This is a genomic window from Clostridium drakei, from assembly GCF_000633595.2.
Taxonomy (GTDB): Bacteria; Bacillota; Clostridia; order Clostridiales; family Clostridiaceae; genus Clostridium_AM; species Clostridium_AM drakei.
In genome coordinates this window covers 101099-127867 of record NZ_JIBU02000001.1, presented here as the reverse complement: position 1 = coordinate 127867, position 26769 = coordinate 101099, and the positions used below count along the sequence as shown (strand labels likewise).

Below are 26769 nucleotides of genomic sequence, written 5' to 3'. Positions count from 1 at the left end.
CCCGCTTAATTATATTTTAATTTTGTTATTTAAAATGACCTTATTTACTTAATTTTCTATAAATAAATGTACCTAAACTTTGAAAAATTTGGACAAGCACTATTAATATTACAACAGTGTAAATCATTATATCTGTTTTAAATCTATAGTATCCATAGTTGATAGCTACGTTTCCGAGGCCGCCTCCGCCAATAGCTCCCGCCATAGCGGAATAACCAACTACACTAATAACTGTTAAAGTTATTCCTAATATTATAGAAGGAAATGCTTCTTTTAGTATAACTTTATATATTATTTGCCAGTTGCTTGACCCAAAGGATTTAGCAGCTTCTATTACGCCATTATCCACTTCTTTCATAGAAGATTCTATTACTCTAGCCGCAAACGGTGCTGCAGCTATTGTCAAAGGAACTATAGCTGCATTTGTTCCTATGCTTGTACCGGCTATTAATTTTGTCAGTGGAAATATAGAAATCATCAATATCAAAAATGGGAAGGAACGTAAAGTATTTATTATAAAATCCAATACCTTATATACAACTTTATTAGGCTTTAATCCACCTTCATCTGTTAACACAAGTATAATTGCTGGTATAAATCCTATAGCCACTGCTAAAAAAGTAGATACTAAAACCATTTGTATTGTTTCCAATAATGCTGGAAGTAATATTTCATTAATCATTATTTTCAATCACCTCCCAAATGATAGATTTTGAATCTAAGAATTTGCATATATTTTCTTTATACTGTTCATTTGTATTTATAACAAGTGATCCTAAAACATTATCTCTAAACTTTTCAAGCTTTCCCCATACTATGGAAAAATCTATATCAAGTTCTCTAGCTATTGAAGTTATAACACATTGCTGACTGTACTCTTTGGGAAAAAATATTTTTATATTCACTCCACTTTCAGGAAGTACTTCATTTTCACCTAATAACTTCTGTAAATCCTTATCCGGTTTTAAGAACAATTCTTCTACAGTACCTTCGCCTTTTATTTCTCCCTCTTCCATAAGCGCAACTCTACTACATATTTCCTTAACTACTTCCATTTGATGTGTAACTAAAACCACTGTTATATTTAATTCTTCATTTATTTTCTTTATAAGCTCTAGTATAGATTTTGTAGTATTAGGATCTAATGCGGATGTAGCTTCATCACATAATAGTATTTCCGGATCTAAAGCTAATGCTCTTGCTATACCAACCCTTTGCTTTTGTCCACCACTTAAATCTTTAGGCATACTATGAATTTTATCTTCAAGTCCTACTAACTTGATTAAATTGGTTACTTTTTTTTCTATATAATTTTTATCAAAATTCCATACTTCTAAGGGAAGTGCTATATTATCAAATACATTTTTTCTATTTAGCAGATTGAAATTCTGAAATATCATACCCAACTTTTTTCTCACAGTCTTTACTTCTTTTTCACTTAATTCTTTTAATTCATTCCCCATAATAGTTACTCTTCCACTATCATAAGTTTCCAAAGCATTCAAACATCTTAAAAGTGTAGACTTTCCAGCTCCACTATGTCCTACAATACCTACAATGTCACCTTTTTTTACATACAAATTTATATTTTTAAGCACTTGATTGCCAGAAAAACTTTTATTTACATTTACTAATTTAATCATTGACCGTTTCCTTTCTTTTAAAAATTTATTACTTTAATTCGTTATAACTGTGATTAATTGAATCGCATTAGTTACAAAAATTATATGTCTCATATAACCTTCTTAAGACAAAAATTAAAGCCCGAGGAAAAACCTCGAGCTATTACTCTTAATTTAACCTCTCATCTCTCAGCTTACGCCGCAGGAGTTAGCACCAATATACCATTTTTAAAAAATGATACTGGTTGCTGGGTTTCATCGGGCCAGTCCCTCCACCACTCTTGATAAGTGCGAAATTTATTATTCAATTTATGTTTTAAATTATAACAACACAAATATAGATTGTCAACTTTTATTTTTTAATTTTGCTATACTATTATCTTCATAAATAAATTTTTTGATTTTTACGTAAACATCTTCCTCCGCTATTATCAAAAAAGTATCCCCTTCTTGAAATGCAGCATTAGGTCCTGGTGAAAGTATTAAATCACCTTTTCTTCTTATTCCTACTACAGTAGCACCTGTATTTTGCCAAAATTTACTTTCAGATACAGTTTTGCCTATAATATTTAGTCCTTTATATATTTTGAACTCATAAGGCATAAAAGGATTCGTATTAATAAATCTATTGGAATAATCTATAAGTTCGTCAATTTTTCCTTCAATTTTTTCCTCCAATATTTTTTTTTGATCTATTAACTCTAATATTTCTTTCCTAGATGAATTTATAGAATCTATATCTTTAAATTTATCTATAACCTTTACACAGTTATCAACTGATTTAATAATAATTCCGCTACCCTTTATTACTTCCACTATATCCATATCATTTAAAAGAATAATTGCTCTTCTAATAGTTTCAGGCGAAACATTATAATAACTTGAAAGAGATGATCTTCCATGAAGTTTGTCTCCTGCAGAAAAATCACCAGCTAATATTCTATTTGCTATATCTATTGATATTTTTTGATAAACTGGTTTCTTTATGTATTCCGATGACATTTTAAATTATACCTTAAAATATATTATATTTTAAAGTAAATCCTCCTCTCAATAATATTCTATTAAAAATATTAATATTCACTAATTTGATACATTATTAGTACAATTTTATTTAAAATGATAAAAATTCATTACTAAATTGAAATTAGAACATTATCATATAGTACATAATCAATGTAATTCCATAAAATATAATACCATAATAATAATTTTTTAAAAAGCTTTATAGTACTGATTTAAACTTTTTCATATTTTACTTTTCCTTAATTCATCTGATAGTTACCATTGCTAATCCCAGCATTTTTTTGTATGAAATTATACATGATTCTAAGAATCACTTGATAATAATTATAAACTTTATTTTTTAATCAATTTACACAAAATCACGAATATTCAGTATTTTAAGCAATGTCAAGATAATTAACTATTAATGACAAGTAACAACTTATATGATATACTAAAGTTGTTACTTTTAAAAAACACGTAAATCAATACTTAGAAATGATTTTCACTCAATATTTTCATATCTAAAAGTTTTGATATCATGGTAAAAAAAAAGGAGGAAATAATATGATTAAAGTAGGTCTAATAGGTTTAGGCAAAACAGGACAACATATCGCAAATGGAATTTTAGAACAAAATAATATGCAAATTGTAGCTGCAATTTGCAGTCCAAAAAGCACAAAAAAAGGAATGGACTTAGAAAAGTTACTTGAAAATAATAATACAAACATAAAAATAAGTACTTCTGATGAACTAGAAAGTGTAATTTTTAAAACTAAGCCTGATGTGTTTGTAGATTTTTCAACTCCTGAAGCAACTTTGAAAAATGCTGTTACATTATCAAAAATGAAAATAAATATGGTCATCGGCACCACTGGTTTTACTGAAGAAAATATCACTACTCTTCAAAATATAGCTTATAAGTTTAAGAACGGTATAGTTTATGCACCAAATATTACTCTAGGTGTAAATGTAATGATGTTACTAAGTAATATTGCAGCAACTATATTGAACAACTATGATTTTCAAATTATAGAAATGCATCATAAAAACAAAAAAGATTCACCTTCAGGTACAGCATTAAAATTATCAAATGAGATTAAACATGGACTTCAAGCTGCAGGAGTAAATAATAAAGTTATTCCTATTGATGCTATACGCGCTGGTAATATAGTAGGAAAACATAAGTTACTTATAGTTGGAGAATATGACCAAATAGAAATAAGCCATGAATCTTTTTCCAGAAAAGCTTTTTCCTTGGGAGCCATTAATGCAGTAAATTATATATATAAAAAATCTGGGTACTATGAAATGAAGGATATACTAGATCTAAAAAAAATACTATGTGAGTATATTGATTCCTTAAATATAGTTTCATACTAATATAAAATTTTAATTTCATTATTCATAAATACTGAAATTAAAATAATTATTGCACTTTCCTTTTGTTACTAAATTCATTTATTCTCCCAAATGCATTTTGATTCTTTCTTTACACTTCCTTAATTGTAATTTTTACCAGATTTATTCCTTTTACCATGTTTTTAGGCAATCTAAGCCTGCAAACCATGGTAATACTTACATATCCTTATATAATTTATTTCATCTTACTTTAAATAAGTTTGTTAGGTACAAAATATTTTCAATATAGGTATTAAGATAATTTGAGCTGGAGAAAGACTTACCTCATCTCCAGCTCTATTAAAATATAAGATTAAAAGGGCGTATTATCACCTATATAGCAAGCTATATTATTATCTAAATATAACTGTTGAAGATGTTCCATCTTCTCATTTGTCATATCTCCATACTTACTATATTCGTATTCTTTCCCCAGTTGATTCCACTTTGTCTCTCCCAATCTGTGGAATTTCAAAAGGTTGATCTCATATAGAGAATTTTTATTCATAAATTCAATTAGTTTGTATGCATTTTCATCACTGTCATTATATCCTGCTATAGTAGGTTGTCTTAAAACAAGTCTTCCATTCCAATTGGACCTCTTAAGTGCTTCAATATTTGAAAGTATTAAATCATTATAAACTCCAATTCCTTGTTTATGCTTTTCTCTATCCATATTTTTTACATCAATAAATGCAAAATCAATGTACTTTAATACTTCTAAAAACACTTCCTGTTTTGCATATCCACTGGTTTCAATTGCTTTATGAATCTGGCTATCATAACATTTTTTCAGTACTTCCACCAAAAATTCATGATGCATAAGAGGATCTCCTCCTGTAAAGGTTACTCCTCCATCAGAACCCCAATTATTGAAATCACGCTTTAAAATTCTCATAAGCTCATCTACTGTATATTCCTTAACACACTGCTTCAAAGCATTATTGGGACACATATTAACACAGTCAAAAGTCTCACATTTTTCACAAGTATCCCAGGATATTTTAAGCTTGCCATCCTCACTGAATTTAATTGAATCATGTGAACATGCATTTATACATGATCGACATCCATTTTTCCACTTGCATACATTTTCTGCAACCATAATGTGTTTTTTCTTAGTCCAACTTTCTGGATTGGCACACCATTTACACTGAAGTGGACACCCTGTAAAAAATACACTAGTTCTGCAACCTGGTCCATCATGTACAGAAAAGCTTTGTATATCAAATATTAAACCTTTTTCCTTCATATCATTACCCTACTCTGCTTTATAACCAGGACATGCAGAAGCACCACAAGTAGCATATGCCCAATTTTCTTTTTCTAAGCCTGTACATGTTCCCAATCCGTATTTATCTGGATTACAAAAATTTTTGCAATTTCCGCATTTTTCAGCTGGTTTGAAATTAGGGCAAGCTTCACTTCCTTCACCATCAATAGGAACCATTCCCTTTGTTAGTGCACAAAGACCTTTTTCACAATCTAAATTTATATAATTTTTACAATCATAGTGGCGCATTGCTATTACCTCCATTCATTTTTTAGTATTACCTTATTATTTATCATATTCAGTTCTATAAATAACTTCATCTTGAATAGGCTTACCGATTTCACACCAGTATTGAGTAAATCCAGCTACACGAACCATAAGTTCTCTATATTTCTCTGGTGTAAGCTGGGCATCTCTCAATGTTTTAGAATCAACAACATTAAACTGAACATGAAATCCACCTTTTCTCATGTAAGCACGTACAAGATCAAGAAGCTTTCTTGTTCCATTGATACCTTTAACTGCTGTTGGATGTAATTTTAAATTCATCTGTGCATTTTGATGCATTGAGTGATCATAAACTGTTGCAGATTCAAATATAGCATATATACCATTCTTATCTGTTCCTGCTGCTGCAGATACAGAACCATCTGAATAAGTTGTACCTGCAAGTCTTCCATCAGCTGTAGCTAGAGTTACAAAGCCTTGAGGGCCATGTGTTGATACTGAAATCTGACACAAATATAAAGGTTTACCATAGTATGAACGGAATTTATGTGTCATATCATAAATATAATAATGATATGCCTTAAAAATTTCATCTGCATACTTGTCGGCATTACCGTATTTCGGTGCATTTACACATGCTGCAAATATTTTCTCATATTTAGTGCTCTTATCTGTACTTTCTCTAAAATCAGGTGAAAATACTTCTGTTTCATATGCAGTCTTAAATCCAAAATTATTAAGCATTGCATCTGTCATTTCTTCAATTGTAAATTTACTATCGTCAAAGACATTCTTCTTAATAGAACTCAATGAATTTACAAAAGTAATAGTTCCGCAGGATTCAAAATTAATACATGAGTTATATCTTGCTCCCATAGTGCCAATGTGCTTACCTTTTTTGAAACAATCAGGTTTTAACAAGGAATTAACAGCTGGCATATTGTATTTTCTCCAAATATCCATTTGAATATTGTTACACCTATTTACAACATCTGTAGTAAGTTCCATGTACTCTTTCCATTGATTCACCATTGTTTCATAAGAATCAAGCTTCTTGTTGTGAGGTGGATATACTTGTTTTCCTGTTCTCTTATCTAAACCGTTTGTTAAAACAAGTTCAAGTACTTTAGGCATACCAATAAAATGAACACCTGTACCACATGTAGGTGATGCACCTCCTGGAATCATTGTTACTTTTCCATTATATTCAAGTGGCAAAAAGCATCCAGGTGCAGATTCTAGACATCCTCCAAGGCACCATGCTCTTGCATCATGAAGATCCATTCCCTCTGGTCCATAGTTTCTCATCATAAAGTTCATACCTGTCTGATTGTTCATCCATGCAGGATATCCAAGCCCTAGTTTTGTACAGGAAGCAGCCTTCATAAGGAAGTCTTCTGGTGTCTTTTCATCGTATAATACACTCAACGTAGGCTGAGGAGTTTGATTTCTCATACCTGCTTCAACAATTAAATATTCTAGTGGAGTAACTGCTGAAAGTCCATCATAATTCTGTCCACCTAATGAAAGGTTGTTAAAGGTATTACCGGAAAGAACACCACCAGATACACCAGCTGATGCAAAACATTCAATACAAGTAATTTTAATTCTGTATAATTCAAGAAGTTCAATTACTTCTTCATCTGTCATAATACCATCCTCAACATCTTTTTCATAGAATGGCTGTAATACTTGTCCTAATCTTCCAATTGAAAGACCAGATTGAGGATCTTCATTAACAACACCAAAATGACAGCAAAGTGTCATCTGAATTGCTTCCCAGAAGTTTGCAGGTTTCTTATGAGCAATTTTTCCCATAACTTCTTCAATTTTTTCATAGTTGGCTTTAATTTCTGAATCTGTTTCAATGGAAGCTAAATATTTTGCTCTCTTTGAATAATTTTCACACCATGCACTTAAACCCTTAGTAATTTCCTTCATTGCTGCATAGTAATAACCTCTGCTCATACCAAAATCACCATCGTCACCAGCTTCACCCATGACTTCAGCAATTTTTTTGTCACATAATTCTATAATTCCATCAAAACCATACTGCAAAGGCATATAATAGTTAATTACTTCACGCCCCTGTGGAATCGCAAAAGAGTCAAACATACAGATAACACTTTCCATGATATTTTTAAACTGATCATATCCTGGTGTCATCTTTGAGTATTTATTACTTAATTCTTCTACTGAAATTCCTTCCCAAGGCTTTGAGGTTTTAACTAAAACAGGAATTTCTTCTTTTCTCATACCAAACTTTTTAGCAATAGAAATAACATTTCCATAACTTTCAGTAACATTACCTCCACCAGCGCCAACAACACTTACTGAGTCAGCTTCATTTTCTTCTGGAGCATCAACTTCGTTCATTAAAGCTTCTGCTTGAGCATTAAAAAAACTTGCACAAACCCAAGGAAATGGAAATGCACCTCTAACATTTTTTGTCTTGTTCATAACAAGCTTCTCATAAGGTAAAATTGTAGGTGTCATATGTGCTAATGAAGCAGCCACAGCTTTAGCTCTTCTTACTTCAATCACTTCGCCATCATTTTCCCACCAAGTTCTGTTATACCAATATGCAGCTTCCATATCTGCAGTAACCTTTAAAGTATAATAGATATCCATAAGCTTTTGAGTACTTTCTTTTGCCTCTGGAATATCTGCTTCTGAAATATTATCAACATTTTTCATGTCAATACCACGACTTTTTAAAACATCTTCAAGTTTAGTTTCTTTAACGTTCATTAAAAATACCTCCTTTTTAATATTTCCTAAAACATATTATTCAACATATTCTCTTGCTTCTTCTTCACCCTTTAATACTCTAAGAGTTCCCAAAGCCAAAGATTCCATTTCATTTTCACCAGGCATAATCTCAACAGGTGCAATAAACTGTACACGCTTTTTAATCCAGTTAGTTATCATATCAGAATATGCTATACCTCCTGTAATAACAATAGCATCTACCTTACCTTCTACTACTGTTGCAAGTTCACCTATCCCTTTAGCAACCTGATAAGCCATAGCTTCATAAACAAGCTTTGCTTTTTCATCTCCATTTTCAATCATTTTTTCAACTTCTCTAGCATCAACAGTGTTAAGATAAGCTTTTAATCCACCATTTCCCCTTAATTTTTTCTTCATAGTTTTTTTATCAAATTTTCCTGAATAGCAAAGATCTATAAGTGCATTACAAGGAACTTTTCCAGCTCTTTCAGGTGAAAATGGTCCTTCGTCATCTGCCATTATATCTACCATTTGTCCCTTTCTATGAACATTTACTGATATTCCTCCACCTAAATGAGCTACAATAAAGTTCATATCTGAATACTTTTTACCATATTTTTTTGCAACCTTCATTGCCATTGCTCTTGTATTTAATGCATGACTAGTACTTGTTCTTGGTATATCCGGCATACCTGATACACGAGCTATATCCTCTAATTCATCTACTCTGACAGAGTCATATATATAGGCTGGTACTCCAATAGAGCTTGCTATTTCATAAGCAATTAAAGCTCCTAAATTTGAAGCATGTTCTACTACTGGATTATTTTTTAGTCTATCTACCATTGTTTCATTAACTTTATAAGCTCCAGATTTTACTTTTGGAACCATTCCACCTCTTCCAACAACTGCAGCTAATTCTTTAACTTCATATCCATTTTGCTTTAAAAATGAAAGAACAACTTCTTTTCTCATATCAAATTGATCTGCGGTATTCTCATATTTTTCAATTTGTTCAACTGGATGCTCTAAGGTTTTACAAAATATTTCTTTTTCATCTTCATATAAAGCTATTTTTGTAGAAGTAGATCCTGGGTTAATTGCTAATATCTTATAACTCATTTACTGTTCCTCCTGTTTTTAATTAATCGCTTAAACTTATGTATATATTAAGAATGCTGCACAAAAACTATGTATGAAAATCATTAACTATGTTTCTTATGCAGCATCTTGCTGTTTTAAAATTGTTAAATTTTATACTATTACAAACCTCTACCTTTTTATCTTTGAGATCTTCCAATTTCAAGTCCCTTTTCAAAGGCTTGTTTGTTTAATGGAAGTAACTTTGGCTTTTTACCAAGTTTGTGTTCAATTGTTTCCCAAACAATCTCAGGAGAAATAACTTCAGTAAAACCTACATATACACCAAGCATGATAACATTAAGAACTTTTGCATTTCCAAGCTCAAGAGCAAGCTCTGTTACAGGAGCAGAAATTATTTTAATATCTTTTCTTGTAATCTCTTTTTTTACGATTGAGCTGTTAATAAAAAGTCTACCGCTTTCTCTTAATGTATCAAGAAATTTATCTAATGATGGTTCGTTCATAACAATCAAATCATCCATAACATCACCTAAAGGTGCCCCTATCATTTCGTCTGAAATAACAACGAAACAGTTTGCTGTACCACCACGCTGCTCAGCTCCATATGATGGGAAGAAAGTAACGTTTTTTTCTGTAGAATCACAGGTTGCAGATGCTAAAAATTTTCCAAGTGTCATAACACCCTGTCCGCCGAATCCGGCAACACACAAGTTTGTTTCCATATCTTTTCCTCCTTTTAGTCGGAAACACGGGGTAATTTAAACCCGTTTGCTTCCGCTCACAAATTACCCGTTAAAGTCCATTTAGGACTTTAACCTCTTATTACACCCAATGGGTATTCTGGAAGCATTTTTTCTTCAATGAATTTAAGTGAATCCAGTGGTTCAAGTCCCCAGTTTGTTGGGCAGTTTGTTACTATTTCAACCATTGAAAATCCTTTACCATTCAACTGATTTTCGAATGCTTTTCTTATTGCGTTTTTAGTTTTAATTACATTTTGTGGAGTATTGCAGCTTGTACGTTCTAAATATGCTGGCGCTGTAAGCTGGTTCAATATTTCACACATATGCATTGGATATCCATGTTCCTCAGCTATACGTCCTTTAGGCGCTGTACTTGCTTTCATACCCATTAATGTAGTAGGAGCCATTTGGCCTCCTGTCATACCATAAATACCATTGTTTATAAAAATAACAGTAATGTTTTCGCCGCGGTTTGCTGCTGAAACTGATTCAGCAAGTCCAATAGAAGCAAAGTCACCATCTCCCTGATAGGTAAAAACCAATGTATCTGGGTTTGCTCTTTTAATACCTGTTGCAACTGCACAGGCACGTCCGTGAGGAGAAGTTATATTGTCATATGCAATATAGTCCATATGAAGTCCGCAGCATCCTATACCAAGGACACAAGCAGTTTTTTCAACAATGTTCATTTCTTCTAAAACTTCGCCTATTAATTTGATAACTGTACTATGCATACATCCCGGGCAGAAACCGGAAACTTTATCTTCTTGGATTGTTTTTGTTCTTGAATAAACCTTTTCCATTTTCTATACCCTCCTAGTTTTCATTAATTTTTTTAATAGCTTTTATAATAGCTTCACGACTCATAATGTTACCACCTGAGCATAAACATGTATCAATTGAACAACGTTCTTTTACGCCTTTTTCTACATCATGTAAAAGCTGTGCTGGAATAGACATTTCAACATCAAGAACAGTTTTACATACATCATAATTGATATTATCAAAGGCTTTATATGGGAAAGGATGTACCGTAATTGGTCTTATTAATCCAACTTTGACACCTTCCTTTCGAAGAATATCAACAGCTGATTTTGATACACGAGCCGAAATACCATAAGCTGCAATAACTATTTCCGCATCTTCTACCATATATTCTTCTACTTGTACATCTTTTTCCCATGAGGCATATAAAGCAGCAGCTTCTTCATTTACGCTCTGCATTTTGCTTGTCAACCATTGACCTGGTTGAATCCATGCTCTATTTTTGTAGTCTAATTTATGACCAATACAAGCCCAATCTTTGTTAGCTGCTTTTAATTCAGCAACTTCTTCATCTGTTTTCATTTCAGGTAACACAACTGGTTCCATCATTGTTCCAATAACACCGTCACAAAGAATTAAAACAGGGTTTCTGTCTCTTTGAGCATAATCAAATGCTTTATATGTCATATCAACAGCTTCCTGAACTGTAGCTGGAGCAAATACTAACATTTGAAATCCACCATTACCTGAAGCTTTTGTTGCTTGAAGGTAATCTTGCTGAGCTGGTTGGATAGAACCTACACCAGGGCCTCCACGTGATATGTTAGCATACACCATTGGTATACGTGCTGATGCACAGTATGAAATACCTTCACTTTTTAGTGATATACCACAGCTTGATGATGATGTCATTGCTCTTGTTCCTGTTGAAGCAGCGCCATAAACCATATTTACAGAAGCAACTTCGCTTTCTCCTTGTACAAAATTCCCTCCAACTTCAGGCAATCTTCTTGCGAAATATTCTGGAATTTCATTTTGTGGTGTGATAGGATATCCGGCAAAAAATCTACATCCGGCTCTAACAGCTGCTTCTGCAATAGCTTCACAGCCTTTCATAAATATTCTAGACATTTTTTCTCTTCCTCCTTTTAGTCGGAAACACGGGGTAATTAATCCCGTTCGCTTCCGCTCACAAATTACCCGTTAAAGTCCATTTAGGACTTTAACCTCCTTTATTTATATACTTCAATAGCAGCATCAGGACACATTCTTGCACACATGCAGCATCCTATACAAGCATCCATATTAACTGGTACTACATATTCATAGCCTTTTGAATTAACTTCATGTCCTACAGCAAGTACACCTTTAGGGCAAAACTTAATACAATATTGACAGCTCTTACAGCTTTCTGATCTAATCTCTACTTTTGCCATTTTAATCAAATTCTCCTTTCAAAATAAACATGATTTATTTAAACATTTCTATTTAATGTTCATAGTTAATTAATCCCTTTGTAATCAAAGGTTTACCAAGAATTATTGGTTCCAAGGATATGTTAAATATAAATGAATAGGCATCAAAGGAATGTCTGTCCTAGATTTTACTTCCTCATATAAAGTCTCATTGACACAGGTAAAATCTATATTAATTAAAGCTCCAATCATTTCAAGCATTTTTAAGTTTCCTTCTAATACTTCTTCAACTGTTGTGGAAACCCCATTATTCGGATTACTTATCATATGTACTTTATCTAATTTAATATGAGACATTTTCAATATGGATGAAAGTGTTCCATCTATATGATTCAAATTACCAGACCATGGTCTATATGCATTCAAAACATAATACACAACCGTACTATCTTGATTTACTTTAGGAGCAAATCCCCCTATGGCACGTGCACCTATATCATTTCCGCCAACATCCATAACTACATAACAATTTTCATCCTTGAGCAAAAGATTAACGCCGCCTACAACTGTTGGTGCATCAAAGAACTGTTCTTCATGATGAAATATAATACCCATTTCTTCAATCTCTGCCTTCACATCTCTGGACCTAAACATTGGTTTTGTCATATCCATATCAAAAAAATGTACTGGTTTCTCATTGAGATCAACAAGGTATTTTGCGAAATTTATTGCAATCTCACTTTTACCGCTTCCGGCTTCACCAACAAAAATAAAATTCGATTTATTCATTGTAAACTTTTTGCAATCAATATTCATAAGCGGCCTCCCTTAATCATTTTTCCTTATTTCTTTTTGTAAGTAATTATTCTAAATTTATCACTTAACTGCTGATGCAGATAATACTAATGATAGATATTTTTCTTCAGCTGAAGATCCTCTTGAAGTTAAAACAATAGGAACCTTAGCTCCAACTATAAAACCTGCCATCTTACCACCTGCAGAGAAAACTAAAGCTTTTCCAAGTATATTTCCTGCAGTAATGTTTGGAACAATTAAAACATCTGCGTCTCCCACTACAGGACTGCTGTATCCTTTTATTTCTGCTGATTCCTTACTCATAGTTAAATCATAGGATATAGGACCTTCAACAATACAGTTTTTTATTTCTCCTTTTTGATTCATTTCCTTTAATAAACCTGCATCAACAGATTCAGGCATTTTAGGATTAACCTTTTCAACAGCTGCTAAAACCGCAACTTTTGGTTTTTCATATCCCATATCTATAAGTGTATTAACAGCATTTTCAATGATTTGCTTTTTCTCATCTACATTTGGATACATCATCATTCCACCATCTGTAGTTACTATTAACTTGTGATAATTAGGTATTTCATTAATAACAAAATGAGACATAACCTTTCCTGTTCTAAGTCCATGTTCCTTATTTACCACTGCTTTTAAAAGGTCAGCAGTTTGAATTTTACCCTTCATTATAAAGTCTGCTTTATTGCTATTAACAAGTTCTACTGCCTTTGCTGCTGCTGAAGCATCATCTTCTACATCAATAATAGAACTATCATCTAAATCTTCTTTTAAGTTACTTAATATTTCTTTTATTTTTGATTTATTTCCTATCAATACAGGCTCTGCTATATTATCTTTTCTAGCTTTAAATACAGCTTGTAAAGTGTGTTCATCTTGAGCTACTACTACTGCTGCTATTTTCTTTGATCCTGAATTTTGAACTTTTTTAATTAATTCTTCAAAATTTTTAAATACCATTTTACTCCTCCTATATAGCCAAAAATCATCCTTCACTACTAACTCTTATCCATTAGTTCTTAACTTGTGAAGCTTTGCTTCTCATTATACTTATTATATGAGCAACTTTCATGCCAAAACAAAAAACAGACCTAAAGCCTGTTTTTATGTAAATGTTTTTATTTTATTGTTCCAGTAAATTAACATCATGTTTCATTTTATTTACATTGGCTATGTTAACATTTACCTTTTCTCCATAATGCTGTTCTACTTATACCTAGTTTTTTTGCAATTTCGTTTTTTGACATTCCACTGCTCTCCAACATTTGTATTACCTTCTCTTCTACATACTTATTAATTTGCTTTAAATCTAATAAATTCTCATCGTTATCTAACTCATTGTTATCTTCCAGCATTTCATTTTCATCTAAATCTACTTCTTGAAAAATCAAATATCTTTGAACAACATTCCTTAATTCCCTAACATTCCCTGGCCATGAATAATTCATTATCTTTTTTTCAATTTTACTTTCAAGCTTAAACTCACATACTTTTTTTGACAATGTTGTTATATAATGCATAAATAATGGAATTATATCTTCTTTTCTTTCTCTAAGAGGTGGTATATGCAGTTCCAAAATACTCAATCTATAAAACAAATCACTTCTAAAGGTACCATTTTTAATTTTTCCTTTTAAATTTTCATTGGCAGCTGCAATAATTCTTACATCCAAAGGAATAACATAATCTGATCCAATTCTCATTACTTCTTTTTCTTCTAAGACACGCAAAAGCTTTGCTTGAAGATTCAAAGACATACTATTTATTTCATCTAAAAATATAGTTCCTCCATGAGCAAGCTCAAATAGACCTGGTTTTCCACCCTTTCTTGCACCTGTAAATGCTCCTTCTTCATATCCAAATAACTCACTTTCCAAAAGACTTTCAGAAATTGCTGCACAGTTAATAGCTACAAAAGGTTCTTTTTTTCTGCTACTTATGTTATGAATACTCTGAGCAAACATTTCCTTACCTGTACCACTTTCACCATAAATCATAACAGTACTATCATCTAATCCTATTTTAATAGCTTTTGATACTGTATTTTTCATTATTGGATCATTGGCAATGATATTTTCAAATGTATACTTAGCAACAAGACCTTTTTTATTTAATTCATATCTTATCTTTTTTTCTAAATTTTGAAGCTTAGTAATATCTTGAAAAGAGCAAAGAACGCCATGAGTTTGCCCATCTATATTCAACACAGATGTATTAGCTGTGATCACTATTTCAGGCAAATTTTTTATTTCATTATATTGATTAACTCCACTTTTTAAAACATCCATCATAAAAGTAAGTTCAGGACAAACTTCTTCAATATTTTTATCCATGACATTGGTACTAGACTTTTTTAATAATTCCTGTGCTCTTTCATTGTATAATATAATTTTTCCATTCCTATCAATAGCAATAACTGCATCATGTACACCGTCTAAAATCATATTTAATACTTCATTTCTGTAATTTTGTTCATACAAACTATCTACTAACTGTTTTGCATGTTCAAATATATCACAGATAGATTCATTGCTCGCACCTATAGAAACATTATCTATTCCTAAATTTTCAGCGTACATGCAAGGAATACCACCACCTACTACTACAACCTTATCTCTTGTTTCCTTATATTTATTAATTATGCACTCTATATTATCCTTATCTTCAAATTTTTCAATTATAACCTTCTCATGAATAATATCCTTCCAATCATCATAACTAAAGTACTCTAAATCTGATATGACAATAACTATATCTTTCTTATATTTACTAGCCTTCTTTATTGCATACAAAATATCCAACGTACTTATTTTTAAATTTATAACTGGAACATTTACTGTACCTACAGTATGACGATATCCTCCACTTCTTGCTATAATAGCACTTGCTCCCCTATTCTCCAGCATCTTTCCTTGTGCTTTCATATTGTCAGGATCTAATATATCTATAATTATTTCGCCTTGTTCAACTTCTTTTCTAAATAAATGTACAACAATATCCTTTAATTTTTCATCCGAAGCAATAAATCCTATTTTTTTTATCATAAACATTCTCCTTAAAAATTACTAAATACAAGACAAAACATTTAAAATTAAAGCTGCAAATTCATTTAAACTTCTCATCTTATTGAATTATTTTTTTATAATTGTAATTAGTAAATTCTGAAACTTTAATACTCCTACGCCTACATACCATACACCCATTAGCATTGATACCCCTATTTGTATAGGTAAAGTACCCCAATTCATATTTAATGGTGCCATAATCAATAAGGTTATTGCCCATCCAGCTAACCATGCTGGCAAAAATATTATTTTCTCTAGTTTAGTGCTTGAAATAATTACTGCTAAACCTCCTAAAATAAATAAAGCGCAAAAAAGTTCTATATTTTGATTTAATTTTACCATATCCATTGCTTCCAGTGCTATGCATCCCCATAAATCTCCTAGTAAGAAACCTATAGATATTTTAGCCCCATCTTCTACTTTATTTCCATTTGCAACAAAGATTCCAGCACAAATCAATGCTACGGCACCTGTAGTAACACCCAAATAAGGACTTATCACTGCCCATATTGGAGGCAGCAGTGCTATTCCTAAAGCTAATGTTAAAACATTTAATTTTCTTTCATTCATATAATATACCTCTTCCTAAAATTTAATAGGCTGTTACACTAATTATTGTAACAGCCTTCTTTTAGACTAAAATTTTTTAATAAAACTAAATTTTTTATGTGAATCCATAGTACTTTTCAGTATTCAGTTTTTACCTTTCTGGCATTGCTGCTGTAATAAAGTTCTTATAACTTTCTAAACGTTGTTTATACTTATCAGTTTTTTTCATATCAGCAATTGTAGATATAGTCTTTCCAATATCATCACCATGCTTAAATTTTCCAGATAAAGTATCATGTGCATGTTCTAATTGTTCTTTTGGGAATTCAAATTTTACTTTACCATCTACAATTTTAATGTCACCTTCAATACCACATAATTCGCAAATAGCATGTGTAGATTCTCTATCTAAGAAGAAGTTTCTAGAATGACAATGTGGACAAACGCCCTCTTCTCCTTTATATGAAGCATTTGAAATATCCTTTGCTGCATTTGCAATATTAACTCCTATTTCATGAACTCTTGCAACCCTTTCATCTTCTATGATAATACCAGAAGACCATGGGAATGTTTCATTATTAATAACCTTCCACATAGGAGTTAAAGCCTGCATTGCTGCGGTACATTGGAACTTTGTAGTCCAATCAGAACCACCAATTCCCATGTAGGAAATAACCTTATCCTTTAATATTCTTGGATCTGGAGCTTTTCCACCTTTTTCTTCAGCAATTTTAGCTGCTATTACATTATTTCCTCTATCCATTCTTGGTCCAAAACGATCTGTGATTGTCTGAAAAATTCCAGGCACACCTTTTTCAAAGATTGGAAGTGCCACAACTATTCCATCTGCATCTAACATTTTGTCAAGCAGCCAATCAAAGTCATCTTTTAAAACGCACATATTTCCTTTTCCTGACATAAGTGTTTGAACACAAGCCGTACATCCAGTACAATGTTTTATATCTAAGTCCATGAGACGGATAAATTCAACTTCTGCGCCTGCCTCTTTTGCACCCATAAGAGCTTCTTTGCACATAGCATCATTATGACCATTCTTTGTTCCACCTGAAATACCTAAAATTTTCATTTTTAACCTCCAAATATAATTAGTTAGTATAAAGATTTTTACAAATTCTTTTACTCTATTTTAATCTGTATAATTATTTTACAAATTTTAAATTATACAGTTTGTTGTTTTTCCTCTTGTCCCACAAATACGTATTTAGTGGACTTTTTACCAATAAATGTATTTGCTAATTTAACGCATAGGAATAAATCCACGATACTGTGTATAGTTATCACTTTCAGCAATATCTGTTAAAAATAAACTTGAAATTTCAAATTTAGGTTTCAAATAAGGAAATTCATCATACTTAGCCCAAGATGGCTTTTTAATCTCTTTTGCCTTTTCCACTGCAGTTCTATGCCAACCTGAAGGGCAATTAAACCATATTTCAACCACTTTTTGATATGGACAGTTATTAATGCTTTGAAGAATCTTGCTTGTTAGCATTCTTGTTACATCTGGAGACTCTTGAAACTTTGGTATAACTTCTTCATAAAACCACTTGTCCCCTTCTTCCATAGATACACCATCTGGATATTTCATTACAAACTGCCAACGATAGTTAGGTCCATCTTCCATAGTTCTTCCTTCACCTTTTAAATCTTCTTCCCAAGAAATAGGTACAAAAGCCCATATGAATGGAGGCATACCATTATCACCACCTGTTGATCTTGCAGCATCTCCTGATTTCATTTTTTCTGTTTCTTTACCTTCAAGAATTGCTACTTCATTATCGTCTGGAACACTACCTTGCCATTTTAATACGTCAATTGGAAAATATTCAGTCATAGCTTTATTTTTAAATTCAAGTGTTAGTGGATTAACTAGCCAGTAATGTTCTGTTAACTGCATTCTGTGAGTTCCAAATCTTTCTCCATCTGGTGGTGTTGGTAATGCAGGATAAAACGCATATTTACTTACATATGGGCCAAACTGTGCCATACTTTCTGGTACATGATGATAGTAAAGCCAATGCTTTAACATGTGTCTGTAATCCTCTTTTACAACATCTACATAAATAAGGCTTCTCATGGGCTGAAATTGAATTGACATCTGTAATTCCTTCTTTCAATTTATTATTTATTTTTAATCATTTACCTAATAGTTATAAAACGTTTACTTTATAAAAATATTAAACAATTAACATTTTATCTTTATAGCAATAGGATATAGAAACATCTAATCCCATCACTATAAATACTAGAATATCAGCTTATTATTATGAAAAATCACCATTATACAAAATAACAAACTAAACAGTACAACGTAATATATATAATCCATCCATATATGTGTCTATATAAATATAACCACGATCATCAACTAAAACATCTTCTGTTATTGCAACTCTTGCTCCAGGTACTAAGTTACCTTCTACATTATTGAATAAATCCTTCTTTGGATCTGGTGGAAGGAAATATGCTATTTCTTTTGGTACATAAGGATCGCTTACATCGTAAATACGAAGTCCAGCATTAAAATGACAACAATAAACTCTGTCATCACGTTTTTCATAAACATCTTGACCAAATGCATCAAAAATATTGTGAGGTCCGAACGGAACGCGTACACCATCAACAACATTAAAGTTTGTACCATGAGTGTATCCTTCAGGCACCTCAGGATATGGGAATATTGAAATAAGACTTGGATTACTTACATCTGTAACTTCTACTATACCAAGCATATTCATAGGCTGAGTTACAATTTTCTTAAATATTCCTTCTTTTGTTTCATTACTGAAATATCTTGATCTTTCTCCTTCTGTTGTAACCATTACATAAGGTCTGTCCCCTAATGGTAAAACAGAATGAATTGGTGCTCCTGCTGATCCTCCTCCAAATGGTGGATTAAGAGGAAGACAATTTAACATTTTAGGATTTGTTTTATCCTTTACATCTAACATAATAAATCCCTTATTTGCATATGCCATATAAACAATATCATCTTTAACAACACATGCATGAAGGAATGGTGCAGATAATGCTTCTGCTGATCCATAACGTGCACTGCCTGATGATACTTTATTATTCATAAACTGTTCGTCAGCCCACCATCTTCCAACTTCCACAGGATTTCTAGGATCTTCAATATCTACTATCCTTAAGATAAATCCATTGAATCCTTCTGCATTTCCGGTTACGTATACATATCTTCCTCCATTGTAGAAGAACCTATGTACTCCAGCTCCACCTTTACATTCAAACTTGGATAATAAAATTGGGTTTTCCGGATCTGTTTTTACATCCCAGATCATTATTCCTCCCCAGAATGGTAAACCAATTTCTGTACCATGTAATTCTTTCATTGTTCCACCATGTGCTGTAACCATAATTCCATCAGCAATTTGAATCTTTGGTGTACCTTGTCCATCATGTAAATCTTCAGATAGCCATGGACCTTCCAACCACTTAACATTTCTTGGATGTGCTGGATCAGTAACATCAATTATATTCCATCCATTGTGTCTAAATGAAGCTGTATAGATATAATATTTATCTCCAGATTTTTGCATAGCCATTTGAAATCCTGGTTTTCCATTCATATCTTCATAACCTATAAATTCAATGTTTTTACATAACATTTCAGTTCTTGTACTCATAAAATGCCTCCAATTTTATAAATTTTGCAAATATTATAAGATATATCTTATAACATATATCTTTATTAAAATAATATCAAATATAAAACCATAAGTACAATGCCTAAAATATAAAATAATCCATATCAAAATTGATATGGATTATTCTTCTTATTTAGCTATCAATTATTTTAGATGACGTATAAATTCATTAACTAACACATGTACAATTTCACTTTTATTATTTTTATTCCATGCCATGCTCACCTCATGATTAGAATCTAATAAAACATATTTAAAGGATGGTGTATTTATTATATTTTTTCCCCATGTATCAAAAAATGTTACACCCAATCCATTTTCTACAGATGCAAATATAGATTCCATATTTGGTGACAACTTTAAATGTGGTACAAATCCATAGGACTTACAATAATTCCGAATTTCTAATTCTGCATTATGTGCCTCTTCATTAGCTATAACATAAAAAATTTCATCTTTAAAATCATATGGTGTTAGATTTTGTTTTTTAGGCAACTTTTGAAATTTAGAATACAAAATCAGCTTTTGGATTTCAGTTACTTTTTGTTTATTAATATCCTTTATACCGTCCAAAGAGTTATCTAAGGTTAATATCACATCTAAATTATTAGTAGTTAATGCTTTTGTAAGTTCATTTATTTCCAAACATTCTACTGAAACTGAAATATCAGGAAACTCCTTTGAGAATTTTTCCAAAACACTAGGTAAAAATGATGAAATACTCCATCCTACAATATAACCTAACCTTATAATACCTTGCTTTTTACAATTTAGAGAATGAACTTTTTCCATTGTATTTTCAAATTCTAACTGAAATCTACGAAAAAAATCGTAGTATATTTCTCCTGCTTCAGTTAATTTAATATGCTTATTTGTCCTATCAAACAAAGATATTCCAAGCTCTTTTTCAAAAGCTGCCATATACCGACTTATAGCAGGTTGTGTTATGTATAAATTATTAGCTGCCTTTGTAAAACTTTTTTCATAGGCAATTTCTAAAAAACATTTAATTTGAGTATCATTCACTATATCACCTCGTAAAATCACTTAAGATAATTCAGTAAAATTCCTGTAGCTTCTTTATATTCTTGCTCCATAAATGCTATAGCACTATCAACATCTTTTTTAAGTACAGAATTATATATTTTAATGTGATTTTCAATACTAGTAGAACCTTCTTTTTCTTTACGGTATGCACTTCTAAGCATGCTTTGCTGTCCCTTTATTAATTTTGACATATCAATAAGTCTAGAGTTTTCTGCATATTTATAAAAAACTCTTGAAAATTGTTCTATACTTTCTGCACGTTTTATTTCGTTGTCAGATTCTTGAAAGTATTTAATATTATATAATAATTCTCCTGCTATCTCATCAATTTTACCATTTTCCATAGAATACCTTATAGCAGCACAATCTAGTGTTAAAGCAACTTCTTGAATTTCAATAATATCCTTCTCTTCAATACTAATTACATTAGCCCCTATATTATTTTTATATTCAATTAGGCCTTCTTTTTGTAATCTATTTAAAGCTTCTCTTATTGGTGTACTGCTTATTCCAAATTTATCTTGAAGTTCATTAACATTTAATCTCTTTCCCCAAGGAATCACCTGTTCAATAATGTCATCTCTAATTTGAATATATATTTGATCTACAAGAGACTGTTTTACTAAAGTTCTCATTTTATTCTCCACCTTTTTCTTAAGATATCTTGTATATTATATCATATAAGATATAATATATGCGATATTCAATGTTGAATAGAAGATTGGAATGAAAATTTTCAAAATGCTTCCATAACTAATTTAAGCTGGAGAAAGGATTTACCTCATCTCCAGCTCTATTAAAATATAAGATTAAAGGGCATATTTGTATGATTGTTACCAAGCTTTTTTTATAATTAGCATTAATATTTATTTAAAAATTCATCAATAGCTTTAGCAGCTTTTTTACCTGCTCCCATGGCAAGAATAACTGTAGCAGCACCTGTTACAGCATCACCTCCAGCATACACTGATTGCCTTGAAGTAAGTCCTGTTTCTTCTTCAGCTACTATACATTTATATTTATTTATCTCTAACCCCTTAGTTGTTGAAGAAATTAATGGATTTGGTGAAGTTCCAAGGGACATTATTACTGTATCTACATCCATTATGAACTCTGATCCTTCAACAGCAACAGGTCTTCTTCTACCTGACGCATCTGGTTCTCCTAATTCCATTCTTACACATTTTATACCTGTAACCCAGCCATTTTCATTTCCTAAAATTTCTGTAGGGTTTGTAAGTATATCAAGTATTACACCTTCTTCTTTTGCATGGTGTACTTCTTCAACTCTTGCTGGAAGTTCTGATTCTGATCTTCTGTATACAATATGAACTTCTGCTCCAAGTCTTAATGCTGTTCTAGCAGCATCCATTGCAACATTTCCACCACCAACTACAGCTACTTTTTTACCTACTTTTATTGGAGTATCAAACTCTTCCTTAAAAGCTTTCATTAGGTTATTTCTTGTTAAGAATTCATTTGCTGAAAATACTCCATTTAGGTTTTCTCCTGGTATTCCCATGAATTTAGGGAGTCCCGCTCCTGAACCAATGAATATTGCATCAAAGCCTTCTTCTTCTAATAGTTGATCTATTCTAACAGTTCTTCCAACTATAACATTGGTTTCTATTTTAACACCTAGCTTTTTAACATTTTCCACTTCGTGTTTAACAACAGTATCCTTTGGAAGTCTGAATTCTGGAATTCCATATACCAAAACGCCACCAGCTTCGTGTAAAGCTTCAAATATTGTCACGTCATAGCCGAGTTTTGCTAAATCTCCAGCACATGTAAGTCCTGCTGGGCCGCTTCCGATAATAGCTACTTTTTTTCCATTGCTAGTTTTTTTATCTGACAAATCTATATTATTTTCTCTTGACCAGTCTGCTACAAATCTCTCAAGCTTACCTATAGCTACTGCTTCTCCTTTTATTCCAAGAATACATTTTCCTTCACATTGACTTTCTTGTGGACATACTCTTCCACAAACTGCTGGAAGTGCACTAGATTCTGCTATTATTTTAGCAGCTTCTTTAAAATTTTCTTCTTTTACTTTTGATATAAATGCTGGTATATTTATTGATACAGGACATTCAGAAACACACATAGGTTTCTTGCATTCTAAACATCTAGATGCTTCTAATACGGCTTCATCTTTACTATATCCTAGGCAAACTTCCTGAAAGTTTTTGGCTCTTATCTCCGGATTTTGTTCTTTTACTGGTGTTCTTTTCATTCTATCCATTACTTCTTCCTCCTTGCATCTCTCATAAGCACATAGCAATTATTAATCATTGTGCCTACCACAGCCACATCCTTTTCTATGATGAGTATCTCCTTCTATTTCCTTTAAGGCTTTTCTTCCTTCTTCAGTTTTATACATTTTTTGTCTTCTCATAGCCTCATCAAAATTTACAAGATGTCCATCAAATTCCGGACCATCAACACAAGCAAATTTCACTTCTCCTCCTACAGTTACTCTGCAAGCACCGCACATTCCTGTACCATCTACCATTATAGGATTCAAACTTACTATAGTTTTAATTTCATACTCCTCTGTAAGCTTAGCTACAAATTTCATCATGATCATTGGACCTATAGCCACCACATGATCATATTTTTTCCCTTCATTATCTATAAGCTCTTTTAATAAGTTTGTAACAAGGCCTTTATATCCGTAACTTCCATCATCAGTAGCAATATATAAGTTTTTACACACAACTTTCATTTCATCTTCAAGTATTATACAATCCTTTGATTTTGCTCCAACTATAACATCTACATTAACTCCATTTTCATGCAACCATTTAACTTGTGGATATACTGGTGCTGTACCTACTCCTCCAGCTATAAATATTATATTCTTTTTCTTTAGTTCCTCTATATCTTCATGAACGAGATCTGAAGGTTGACCTAGTGGACCAACAAAATCTTCAAAAGCTTGTCCTTTTTCATATTGAGCCATTTTTTTAGTTGATTCACCAAGAGTTTGAAATACTATAGTTACAGTTCCTTTCTCGGCATTGTAATCACAAATTGTAAGAGGTATTCGCTCCCCTCTTTCGTCCATCTTAACTATAACAAATTGTCCTGGATAACAAGACTTAGCAACTCTTGGAGCTTCTATATCCATTAGATAAATGTTTTCTGCCAATAATTTTTTCTCTACTATCTTATACATTTCTATTCCTCAACTTTCTCTACTTCTAATTAAAATACTTCTCCTCTATGTTGAAAAAAGTATAAATTCTTATCTTCATTCATTAGAAAATTTTTTATATTTTAAAATTATCAAGGGATTTTCTTAAATCATTTATATAATTTTCTAAATCAACAGCATTAGAGGTTACTACACTTGCACTAGCAGTTTGTTCTTCTGACGAAGCACTTACTTGTTCTATAGATGCTGCATTTTCTTCTGAATTTGCTGTAATAGTATTAACAGCTTCTAATATTTTATTTTTATTATCATCAATTATTTTCACATTCTTAAATGTTAAGTTTACACTTTTTCCTATTCCCTTTATAGAATCATTAATGAAATTAAAGGTGTTATTGGCATTTTCTACTGCTCCAGTTTGTTCTTCTGCACTTTGCTTTAAATTCCTCATATAATCAACTGTATGAATAGAATCTTGTTGAATCATATCAGTAATTTCTTTAATCTTTTGTGTAAACTCTGCAGAACTTTCAGCTAGTTTTCTTATTTCATCAGCTACTACACTAAAGCCTCTACCCGCTTCTCCTGCTCTTGCTGCCTCAATTGAAGCATTTAATGCCAATAGATTAGTCTGTTCTGAAATAATTTTTATTGCTGTCAAAATTTTATCTATATTCTTAATATCACTAGCTAAATGGTTTACCATATTTTCTATTTTACAAGTTAACTGAATATTTTCTTTAGCTTTGGTGTTAAGAACAGACATATTATCCACACCAGTAGTTACTTGCCTCTTAATCTTGTTAACAGATTCATTCACAAAAGAAAAATCTGCTGTCATAATATCTAGTTTTTCGGAAAAATTTTTAATTGATACTGAAATATTTTCTGTTTCTTGAACTTGATCTGTAGAACTTATAGCTATACTTGCTATTGCACCTGAAACTTCTTCAGCAGCTACAGCAGTTTGTTTTGCTGTTAATACTAATGATGATGACGTGTTAAGTACTTTATCAGTAATTTCATTCACATTTTCTATTAAACTCTTAGTTCCTTTCCTTGCCGCTTCAACACCTTGCGCAAGCAATTGAAACTCATCTCCAGATTTTAAAACTAATTCATGAGTCATATTTCCCTCACTCATGATATTTGTAGCTTCTAGTATTTTGTTAATATTATTCATCATTATTTTACTTACCACTATAGATAATACTATTGTAAGTAATAATAAAAATAGGGATAAAAACAATATCTTGTAAAGTATTTTATATACAGGCGCTAAAAGATCAGAATTATATCCAACACTCCAGATAGTCCAACCTGTTCTCGGATAATAGGTACCTTTTATGTGCCTTTTTTCATTTTTTCCCTTTTCAACACTTGTATCATTAAATGTGGAACTTGTCTTTCCAACAGAAATATCATGTATCTTCTGCTCTGTAATTTTTTTATTAATTAAATCCTTGTTATTATGCACAAGATAATTTTCTCCTTGAGTTATGAATGTGTAACCTTTTTGCCCTATCTTGTAGCCACTATTTATTTTATTTAGTGTATCTAATCGTATAACAATTCCAAGTACACCAACCATTTCATTATTATCATTTTTTATTTTTTTAACAATGGTCAATATGTTTTTACCAGTGTTAGCATCAGCATAAACTGCTGTATATGCAATATTATCTGTTGCCTTAGCTTGTATATACCAGGGCCTTTTTCTTGGATCATATCCTGTAGGCACTGAATTCCTAGAAGGGTCAAAATAGTATTGACCCATTTCTGTTCCATAGGAAATAAGTTGTACAAGAGGATGAGAATTTTGAAAATCTTTAAATAAACTAATCATCTTAGCCGAATTATTCTGTGGATCTGCTAAAATATTCTTTAGATAATAGTTTTCAGCAAATTGGTTTAAAGAAGCTTCATTATCACCAAAGAACTGATCTAAATAGGTTGTATACCTACTCAATATATTATCAACATTACTATTTTGATTGGACTTCATTTCACTATATACTTGAGTAGACATAACGCTGCCTAGGACACATATGTTTAACAAAGAAGTTACTACTGCAAATATTATCAGTTTTGTTCTAAAACTTTTAATTTTTAATATTCTTGTATTCTTTTCCATAGGTGAACCACCTT

General features: G+C 31.7%; 24 protein-coding genes and 1 riboswitch. Of the genes, 1 reads left to right on the top strand and 23 read right to left on the bottom strand.

Annotation, left to right across the window (positions count from 1 at the left end; translation table 11 throughout):
- Window positions 1-40: 40 nt before the first annotated feature.
- The 3 genes from EG57_RS0200565 to EG57_RS0200555 all read right to left on the bottom strand — a co-directional run bounded on the left by EG57_RS0200565 (window position 41) and on the right by EG57_RS0200555 (window position 2624).
- Window positions 41-682, bottom strand: a complete 642-nt coding sequence (locus tag EG57_RS0200565) for a methionine ABC transporter permease (protein WP_032075379.1) — start codon at window positions 680-682, stop codon at window positions 41-43.
- Window positions 675-1643, bottom strand: coding sequence for a methionine ABC transporter ATP-binding protein (locus tag EG57_RS0200560; RefSeq protein ID WP_032075378.1), 969 nt, complete (start codon window positions 1641-1643; stop codon window positions 675-677). Before EG57_RS0200560 ends, EG57_RS0200565 begins: the two co-directional genes overlap by 8 nt.
- Before the next feature lie 158 nt (window positions 1644-1801).
- A riboswitch (SAM riboswitch) is annotated at window positions 1802-1913 on the bottom strand.
- A gap of 54 nt (window positions 1914-1967) precedes the next feature.
- Window positions 1968-2624 carry a GntR family transcriptional regulator gene (locus EG57_RS0200555; RefSeq protein ID WP_032075377.1) on the bottom strand — a complete coding sequence of 219 codons (657 nt, stop codon included), beginning with the start codon at window positions 2622-2624 and terminating at the stop codon, window positions 1968-1970.
- A gap of 570 nt (window positions 2625-3194) precedes the next feature.
- On the opposite strand from EG57_RS0200555, the gene dapB reads away from it, so the two are divergent.
- Window positions 3195-4010: a 4-hydroxy-tetrahydrodipicolinate reductase gene (gene dapB / locus EG57_RS0200550; RefSeq protein ID WP_032075376.1), complete on the top strand. Its 816-nt coding sequence runs from the start codon at window positions 3195-3197 to the stop codon at window positions 4008-4010.
- A 331-nt stretch (window positions 4011-4341) separates the two neighbouring features.
- On the opposite strand, the gene hpdA is transcribed toward dapB, so the two are convergent.
- From hpdA to EG57_RS0200450, 20 genes are all read right to left on the bottom strand, one after another.
- Complete coding sequence (gene hpdA, locus EG57_RS0200545; RefSeq protein WP_032075375.1) at window positions 4342-5280, bottom strand: 4-hydroxyphenylacetate decarboxylase activase; 939 nt, start codon at window positions 5278-5280, stop codon at window positions 4342-4344.
- 9 nt (window positions 5281-5289) lie between these two features.
- A complete protein-coding gene (gene hpdC, locus EG57_RS0200540; RefSeq protein WP_007061354.1) occupies window positions 5290-5550 on the bottom strand; it encodes a 4-hydroxyphenylacetate decarboxylase small subunit in 261 nt (86 codons plus the stop codon).
- A gap of 36 nt (window positions 5551-5586) precedes the next feature.
- The gene (gene hpdB, locus EG57_RS0200535; protein ID WP_032075373.1) at window positions 5587-8280 is read right to left on the bottom strand and encodes a 4-hydroxyphenylacetate decarboxylase large subunit; all 2694 of its coding nucleotides are present in this window, start codon (window positions 8278-8280) and stop codon (window positions 5587-5589) included.
- 36 nt (window positions 8281-8316) lie between these two features.
- Entirely contained in the window at window positions 8317-9384 is a 1068-nt protein-coding gene (buk, locus tag EG57_RS0200530) for a butyrate kinase (RefSeq protein ID WP_032075372.1), read from the bottom strand.
- A 158-nt stretch (window positions 9385-9542) separates the two neighbouring features.
- The gene (locus EG57_RS0200525) at window positions 9543-10088 is read right to left on the bottom strand and encodes a 2-oxoacid:acceptor oxidoreductase family protein (protein ID WP_032075371.1); all 546 of its coding nucleotides are present in this window, start codon (window positions 10086-10088) and stop codon (window positions 9543-9545) included.
- 89 nt (window positions 10089-10177) lie between these two features.
- Entirely contained in the window at window positions 10178-10912 is a 735-nt protein-coding gene (locus EG57_RS0200520; protein WP_032075370.1) for a thiamine pyrophosphate-dependent enzyme, read from the bottom strand.
- Between the two features lie 13 nt (window positions 10913-10925).
- Entirely contained in the window at window positions 10926-12005 is a 1080-nt protein-coding gene (vorB, locus tag EG57_RS0200515; protein ID WP_032075369.1) for a 3-methyl-2-oxobutanoate dehydrogenase subunit VorB, read from the bottom strand.
- Window positions 12006-12106: 101 nt separating this feature from the next.
- Window positions 12107-12310 carry a 4Fe-4S binding protein gene (locus tag EG57_RS0200510; protein WP_007061348.1) on the bottom strand — a complete coding sequence of 68 codons (204 nt, stop codon included), beginning with the start codon at window positions 12308-12310 and terminating at the stop codon, window positions 12107-12109.
- Between the two features lie 102 nt (window positions 12311-12412).
- Window positions 12413-13105 (bottom strand): nucleotide-binding protein, encoded by a 693-nt coding sequence (locus tag EG57_RS0200505; protein ID WP_032075368.1) that lies wholly within the window; start codon window positions 13103-13105, stop codon window positions 12413-12415.
- 60 nt (window positions 13106-13165) lie between these two features.
- A complete protein-coding gene (locus tag EG57_RS0200500; RefSeq protein ID WP_032075367.1) occupies window positions 13166-14071 on the bottom strand; it encodes a bifunctional enoyl-CoA hydratase/phosphate acetyltransferase in 906 nt (301 codons plus the stop codon).
- A gap of 215 nt (window positions 14072-14286) precedes the next feature.
- Window positions 14287-16155, bottom strand: a complete 1869-nt coding sequence (locus tag EG57_RS0200495; RefSeq protein ID WP_032075366.1) for a sigma 54-interacting transcriptional regulator — start codon at window positions 16153-16155, stop codon at window positions 14287-14289.
- An 87-nt stretch (window positions 16156-16242) separates the two neighbouring features.
- Window positions 16243-16746 carry a DUF1097 domain-containing protein gene (locus EG57_RS0200490; protein WP_032075365.1) on the bottom strand — a complete coding sequence of 168 codons (504 nt, stop codon included), beginning with the start codon at window positions 16744-16746 and terminating at the stop codon, window positions 16243-16245.
- 130 nt (window positions 16747-16876) lie between these two features.
- Window positions 16877-17812 carry an NAD(P)H-dependent oxidoreductase gene (locus EG57_RS0200485; protein ID WP_032075364.1) on the bottom strand — a complete coding sequence of 312 codons (936 nt, stop codon included), beginning with the start codon at window positions 17810-17812 and terminating at the stop codon, window positions 16877-16879.
- 171 nt (window positions 17813-17983) lie between these two features.
- Window positions 17984-18844 carry a hypothetical protein gene (locus EG57_RS0200480; RefSeq protein ID WP_032075363.1) on the bottom strand — a complete coding sequence of 287 codons (861 nt, stop codon included), beginning with the start codon at window positions 18842-18844 and terminating at the stop codon, window positions 17984-17986.
- Window positions 18845-19043: 199 nt separating this feature from the next.
- The gene (locus EG57_RS0200475) at window positions 19044-20393 is read right to left on the bottom strand and encodes an LVIVD repeat-containing protein (RefSeq protein ID WP_032075362.1); all 1350 of its coding nucleotides are present in this window, start codon (window positions 20391-20393) and stop codon (window positions 19044-19046) included.
- A gap of 165 nt (window positions 20394-20558) precedes the next feature.
- Entirely contained in the window at window positions 20559-21440 is an 882-nt protein-coding gene (locus EG57_RS0200470) for a LysR family transcriptional regulator (protein WP_032075361.1), read from the bottom strand.
- 17 nt (window positions 21441-21457) lie between these two features.
- Window positions 21458-22096, bottom strand: coding sequence for a GntR family transcriptional regulator (locus EG57_RS0200465; RefSeq protein WP_052037698.1), 639 nt, complete (start codon window positions 22094-22096; stop codon window positions 21458-21460).
- A 224-nt stretch (window positions 22097-22320) separates the two neighbouring features.
- Window positions 22321-23706 (bottom strand): NADPH-dependent glutamate synthase, encoded by a 1386-nt coding sequence (gene gltA, locus EG57_RS0200460; protein ID WP_032075360.1) that lies wholly within the window; start codon window positions 23704-23706, stop codon window positions 22321-22323.
- A 42-nt stretch (window positions 23707-23748) separates the two neighbouring features.
- On the bottom strand, window positions 23749-24642 hold the full coding sequence (locus EG57_RS0200455; protein ID WP_032075359.1) for a sulfide/dihydroorotate dehydrogenase-like FAD/NAD-binding protein: 894 nt from the start codon (window positions 24640-24642) through the stop codon (window positions 23749-23751).
- A gap of 94 nt (window positions 24643-24736) precedes the next feature.
- Window positions 24737-26755 (bottom strand): methyl-accepting chemotaxis protein, encoded by a 2019-nt coding sequence (locus EG57_RS0200450; protein ID WP_032075358.1) that lies wholly within the window; start codon window positions 26753-26755, stop codon window positions 24737-24739.
- Between the last annotated feature and the right edge of the window lie 14 nt (window positions 26756-26769).

Excerpts from the sequence above, each read along its gene's own strand:
- hpdC (WP_007061354.1), bottom strand. The coding sequence starts at position 5,550 with ATGCGCCACTATGATTGTAAAAATTATATAAATTTAGATTGTGAAAAA.
- EG57_RS0200500 (WP_032075367.1), bottom strand. The coding sequence starts at position 14,071 with ATGGTATTTAAAAATTTTGAAGAATTAATTAAAAAAGTTCAAAATTCA.
- EG57_RS0200510 (WP_007061348.1), bottom strand. The coding sequence starts at position 12,310 with ATGGCAAAAGTAGAGATTAGATCAGAAAGCTGTAAGAGCTGTCAATAT.
- EG57_RS0200450 (WP_032075358.1), bottom strand. The coding sequence starts at position 26,755 with ATGGAAAAGAATACAAGAATATTAAAAATTAAAAGTTTTAGAACAAAA.
- EG57_RS0200485 (WP_032075364.1), bottom strand. The coding sequence starts at position 17,812 with ATGAAAATTTTAGGTATTTCAGGTGGAACAAAGAATGGTCATAATGAT.
- EG57_RS0200560 (WP_032075378.1), bottom strand. The coding sequence starts at position 1,643 with ATGATTAAATTAGTAAATGTAAATAAAAGTTTTTCTGGCAATCAAGTG.
- EG57_RS0200490 (WP_032075365.1), bottom strand. The coding sequence starts at position 16,746 with ATGAATGAAAGAAAATTAAATGTTTTAACATTAGCTTTAGGAATAGCA.
- EG57_RS0200480 (WP_032075363.1), bottom strand. The coding sequence starts at position 18,844 with ATGTCAATTCAATTTCAGCCCATGAGAAGCCTTATTTATGTAGATGTT.
- vorB (WP_032075369.1), bottom strand. The coding sequence starts at position 12,005 with ATGTCTAGAATATTTATGAAAGGCTGTGAAGCTATTGCAGAAGCAGCT.
- hpdB (WP_032075373.1), bottom strand. The coding sequence starts at position 8,280 with ATGAACGTTAAAGAAACTAAACTTGAAGATGTTTTAAAAAGTCGTGGT.
- EG57_RS0200565 (WP_032075379.1), bottom strand. The coding sequence starts at position 682 with ATGATTAATGAAATATTACTTCCAGCATTATTGGAAACAATACAAATG.
- EG57_RS0200495 (WP_032075366.1), bottom strand. The coding sequence starts at position 16,155 with ATGATAAAAAAAATAGGATTTATTGCTTCGGATGAAAAATTAAAGGAT.
- dapB (WP_032075376.1), top strand. The coding sequence starts at position 3,195 with ATGATTAAAGTAGGTCTAATAGGTTTAGGCAAAACAGGACAACATATC.
- EG57_RS0200475 (WP_032075362.1), bottom strand. The coding sequence starts at position 20,393 with ATGAGTACAAGAACTGAAATGTTATGTAAAAACATTGAATTTATAGGT.
- EG57_RS0200505 (WP_032075368.1), bottom strand. The coding sequence starts at position 13,105 with ATGAATATTGATTGCAAAAAGTTTACAATGAATAAATCGAATTTTATT.
- EG57_RS0200465 (WP_052037698.1), bottom strand. The coding sequence starts at position 22,096 with ATGAGAACTTTAGTAAAACAGTCTCTTGTAGATCAAATATATATTCAA.
- EG57_RS0200455 (WP_032075359.1), bottom strand. The coding sequence starts at position 24,642 with ATGTATAAGATAGTAGAGAAAAAATTATTGGCAGAAAACATTTATCTA.
- gltA (WP_032075360.1), bottom strand. The coding sequence starts at position 23,706 with ATGGATAGAATGAAAAGAACACCAGTAAAAGAACAAAATCCGGAGATA.
- hpdA (WP_032075375.1), bottom strand. The coding sequence starts at position 5,280 with ATGAAGGAAAAAGGTTTAATATTTGATATACAAAGCTTTTCTGTACAT.
- buk (WP_032075372.1), bottom strand. The coding sequence starts at position 9,384 with ATGAGTTATAAGATATTAGCAATTAACCCAGGATCTACTTCTACAAAA.
- EG57_RS0200525 (WP_032075371.1), bottom strand. The coding sequence starts at position 10,088 with ATGGAAACAAACTTGTGTGTTGCCGGATTCGGCGGACAGGGTGTTATG.
- EG57_RS0200555 (WP_032075377.1), bottom strand. The coding sequence starts at position 2,624 with ATGTCATCGGAATACATAAAGAAACCAGTTTATCAAAAAATATCAATA.
- EG57_RS0200520 (WP_032075370.1), bottom strand. The coding sequence starts at position 10,912 with ATGGAAAAGGTTTATTCAAGAACAAAAACAATCCAAGAAGATAAAGTT.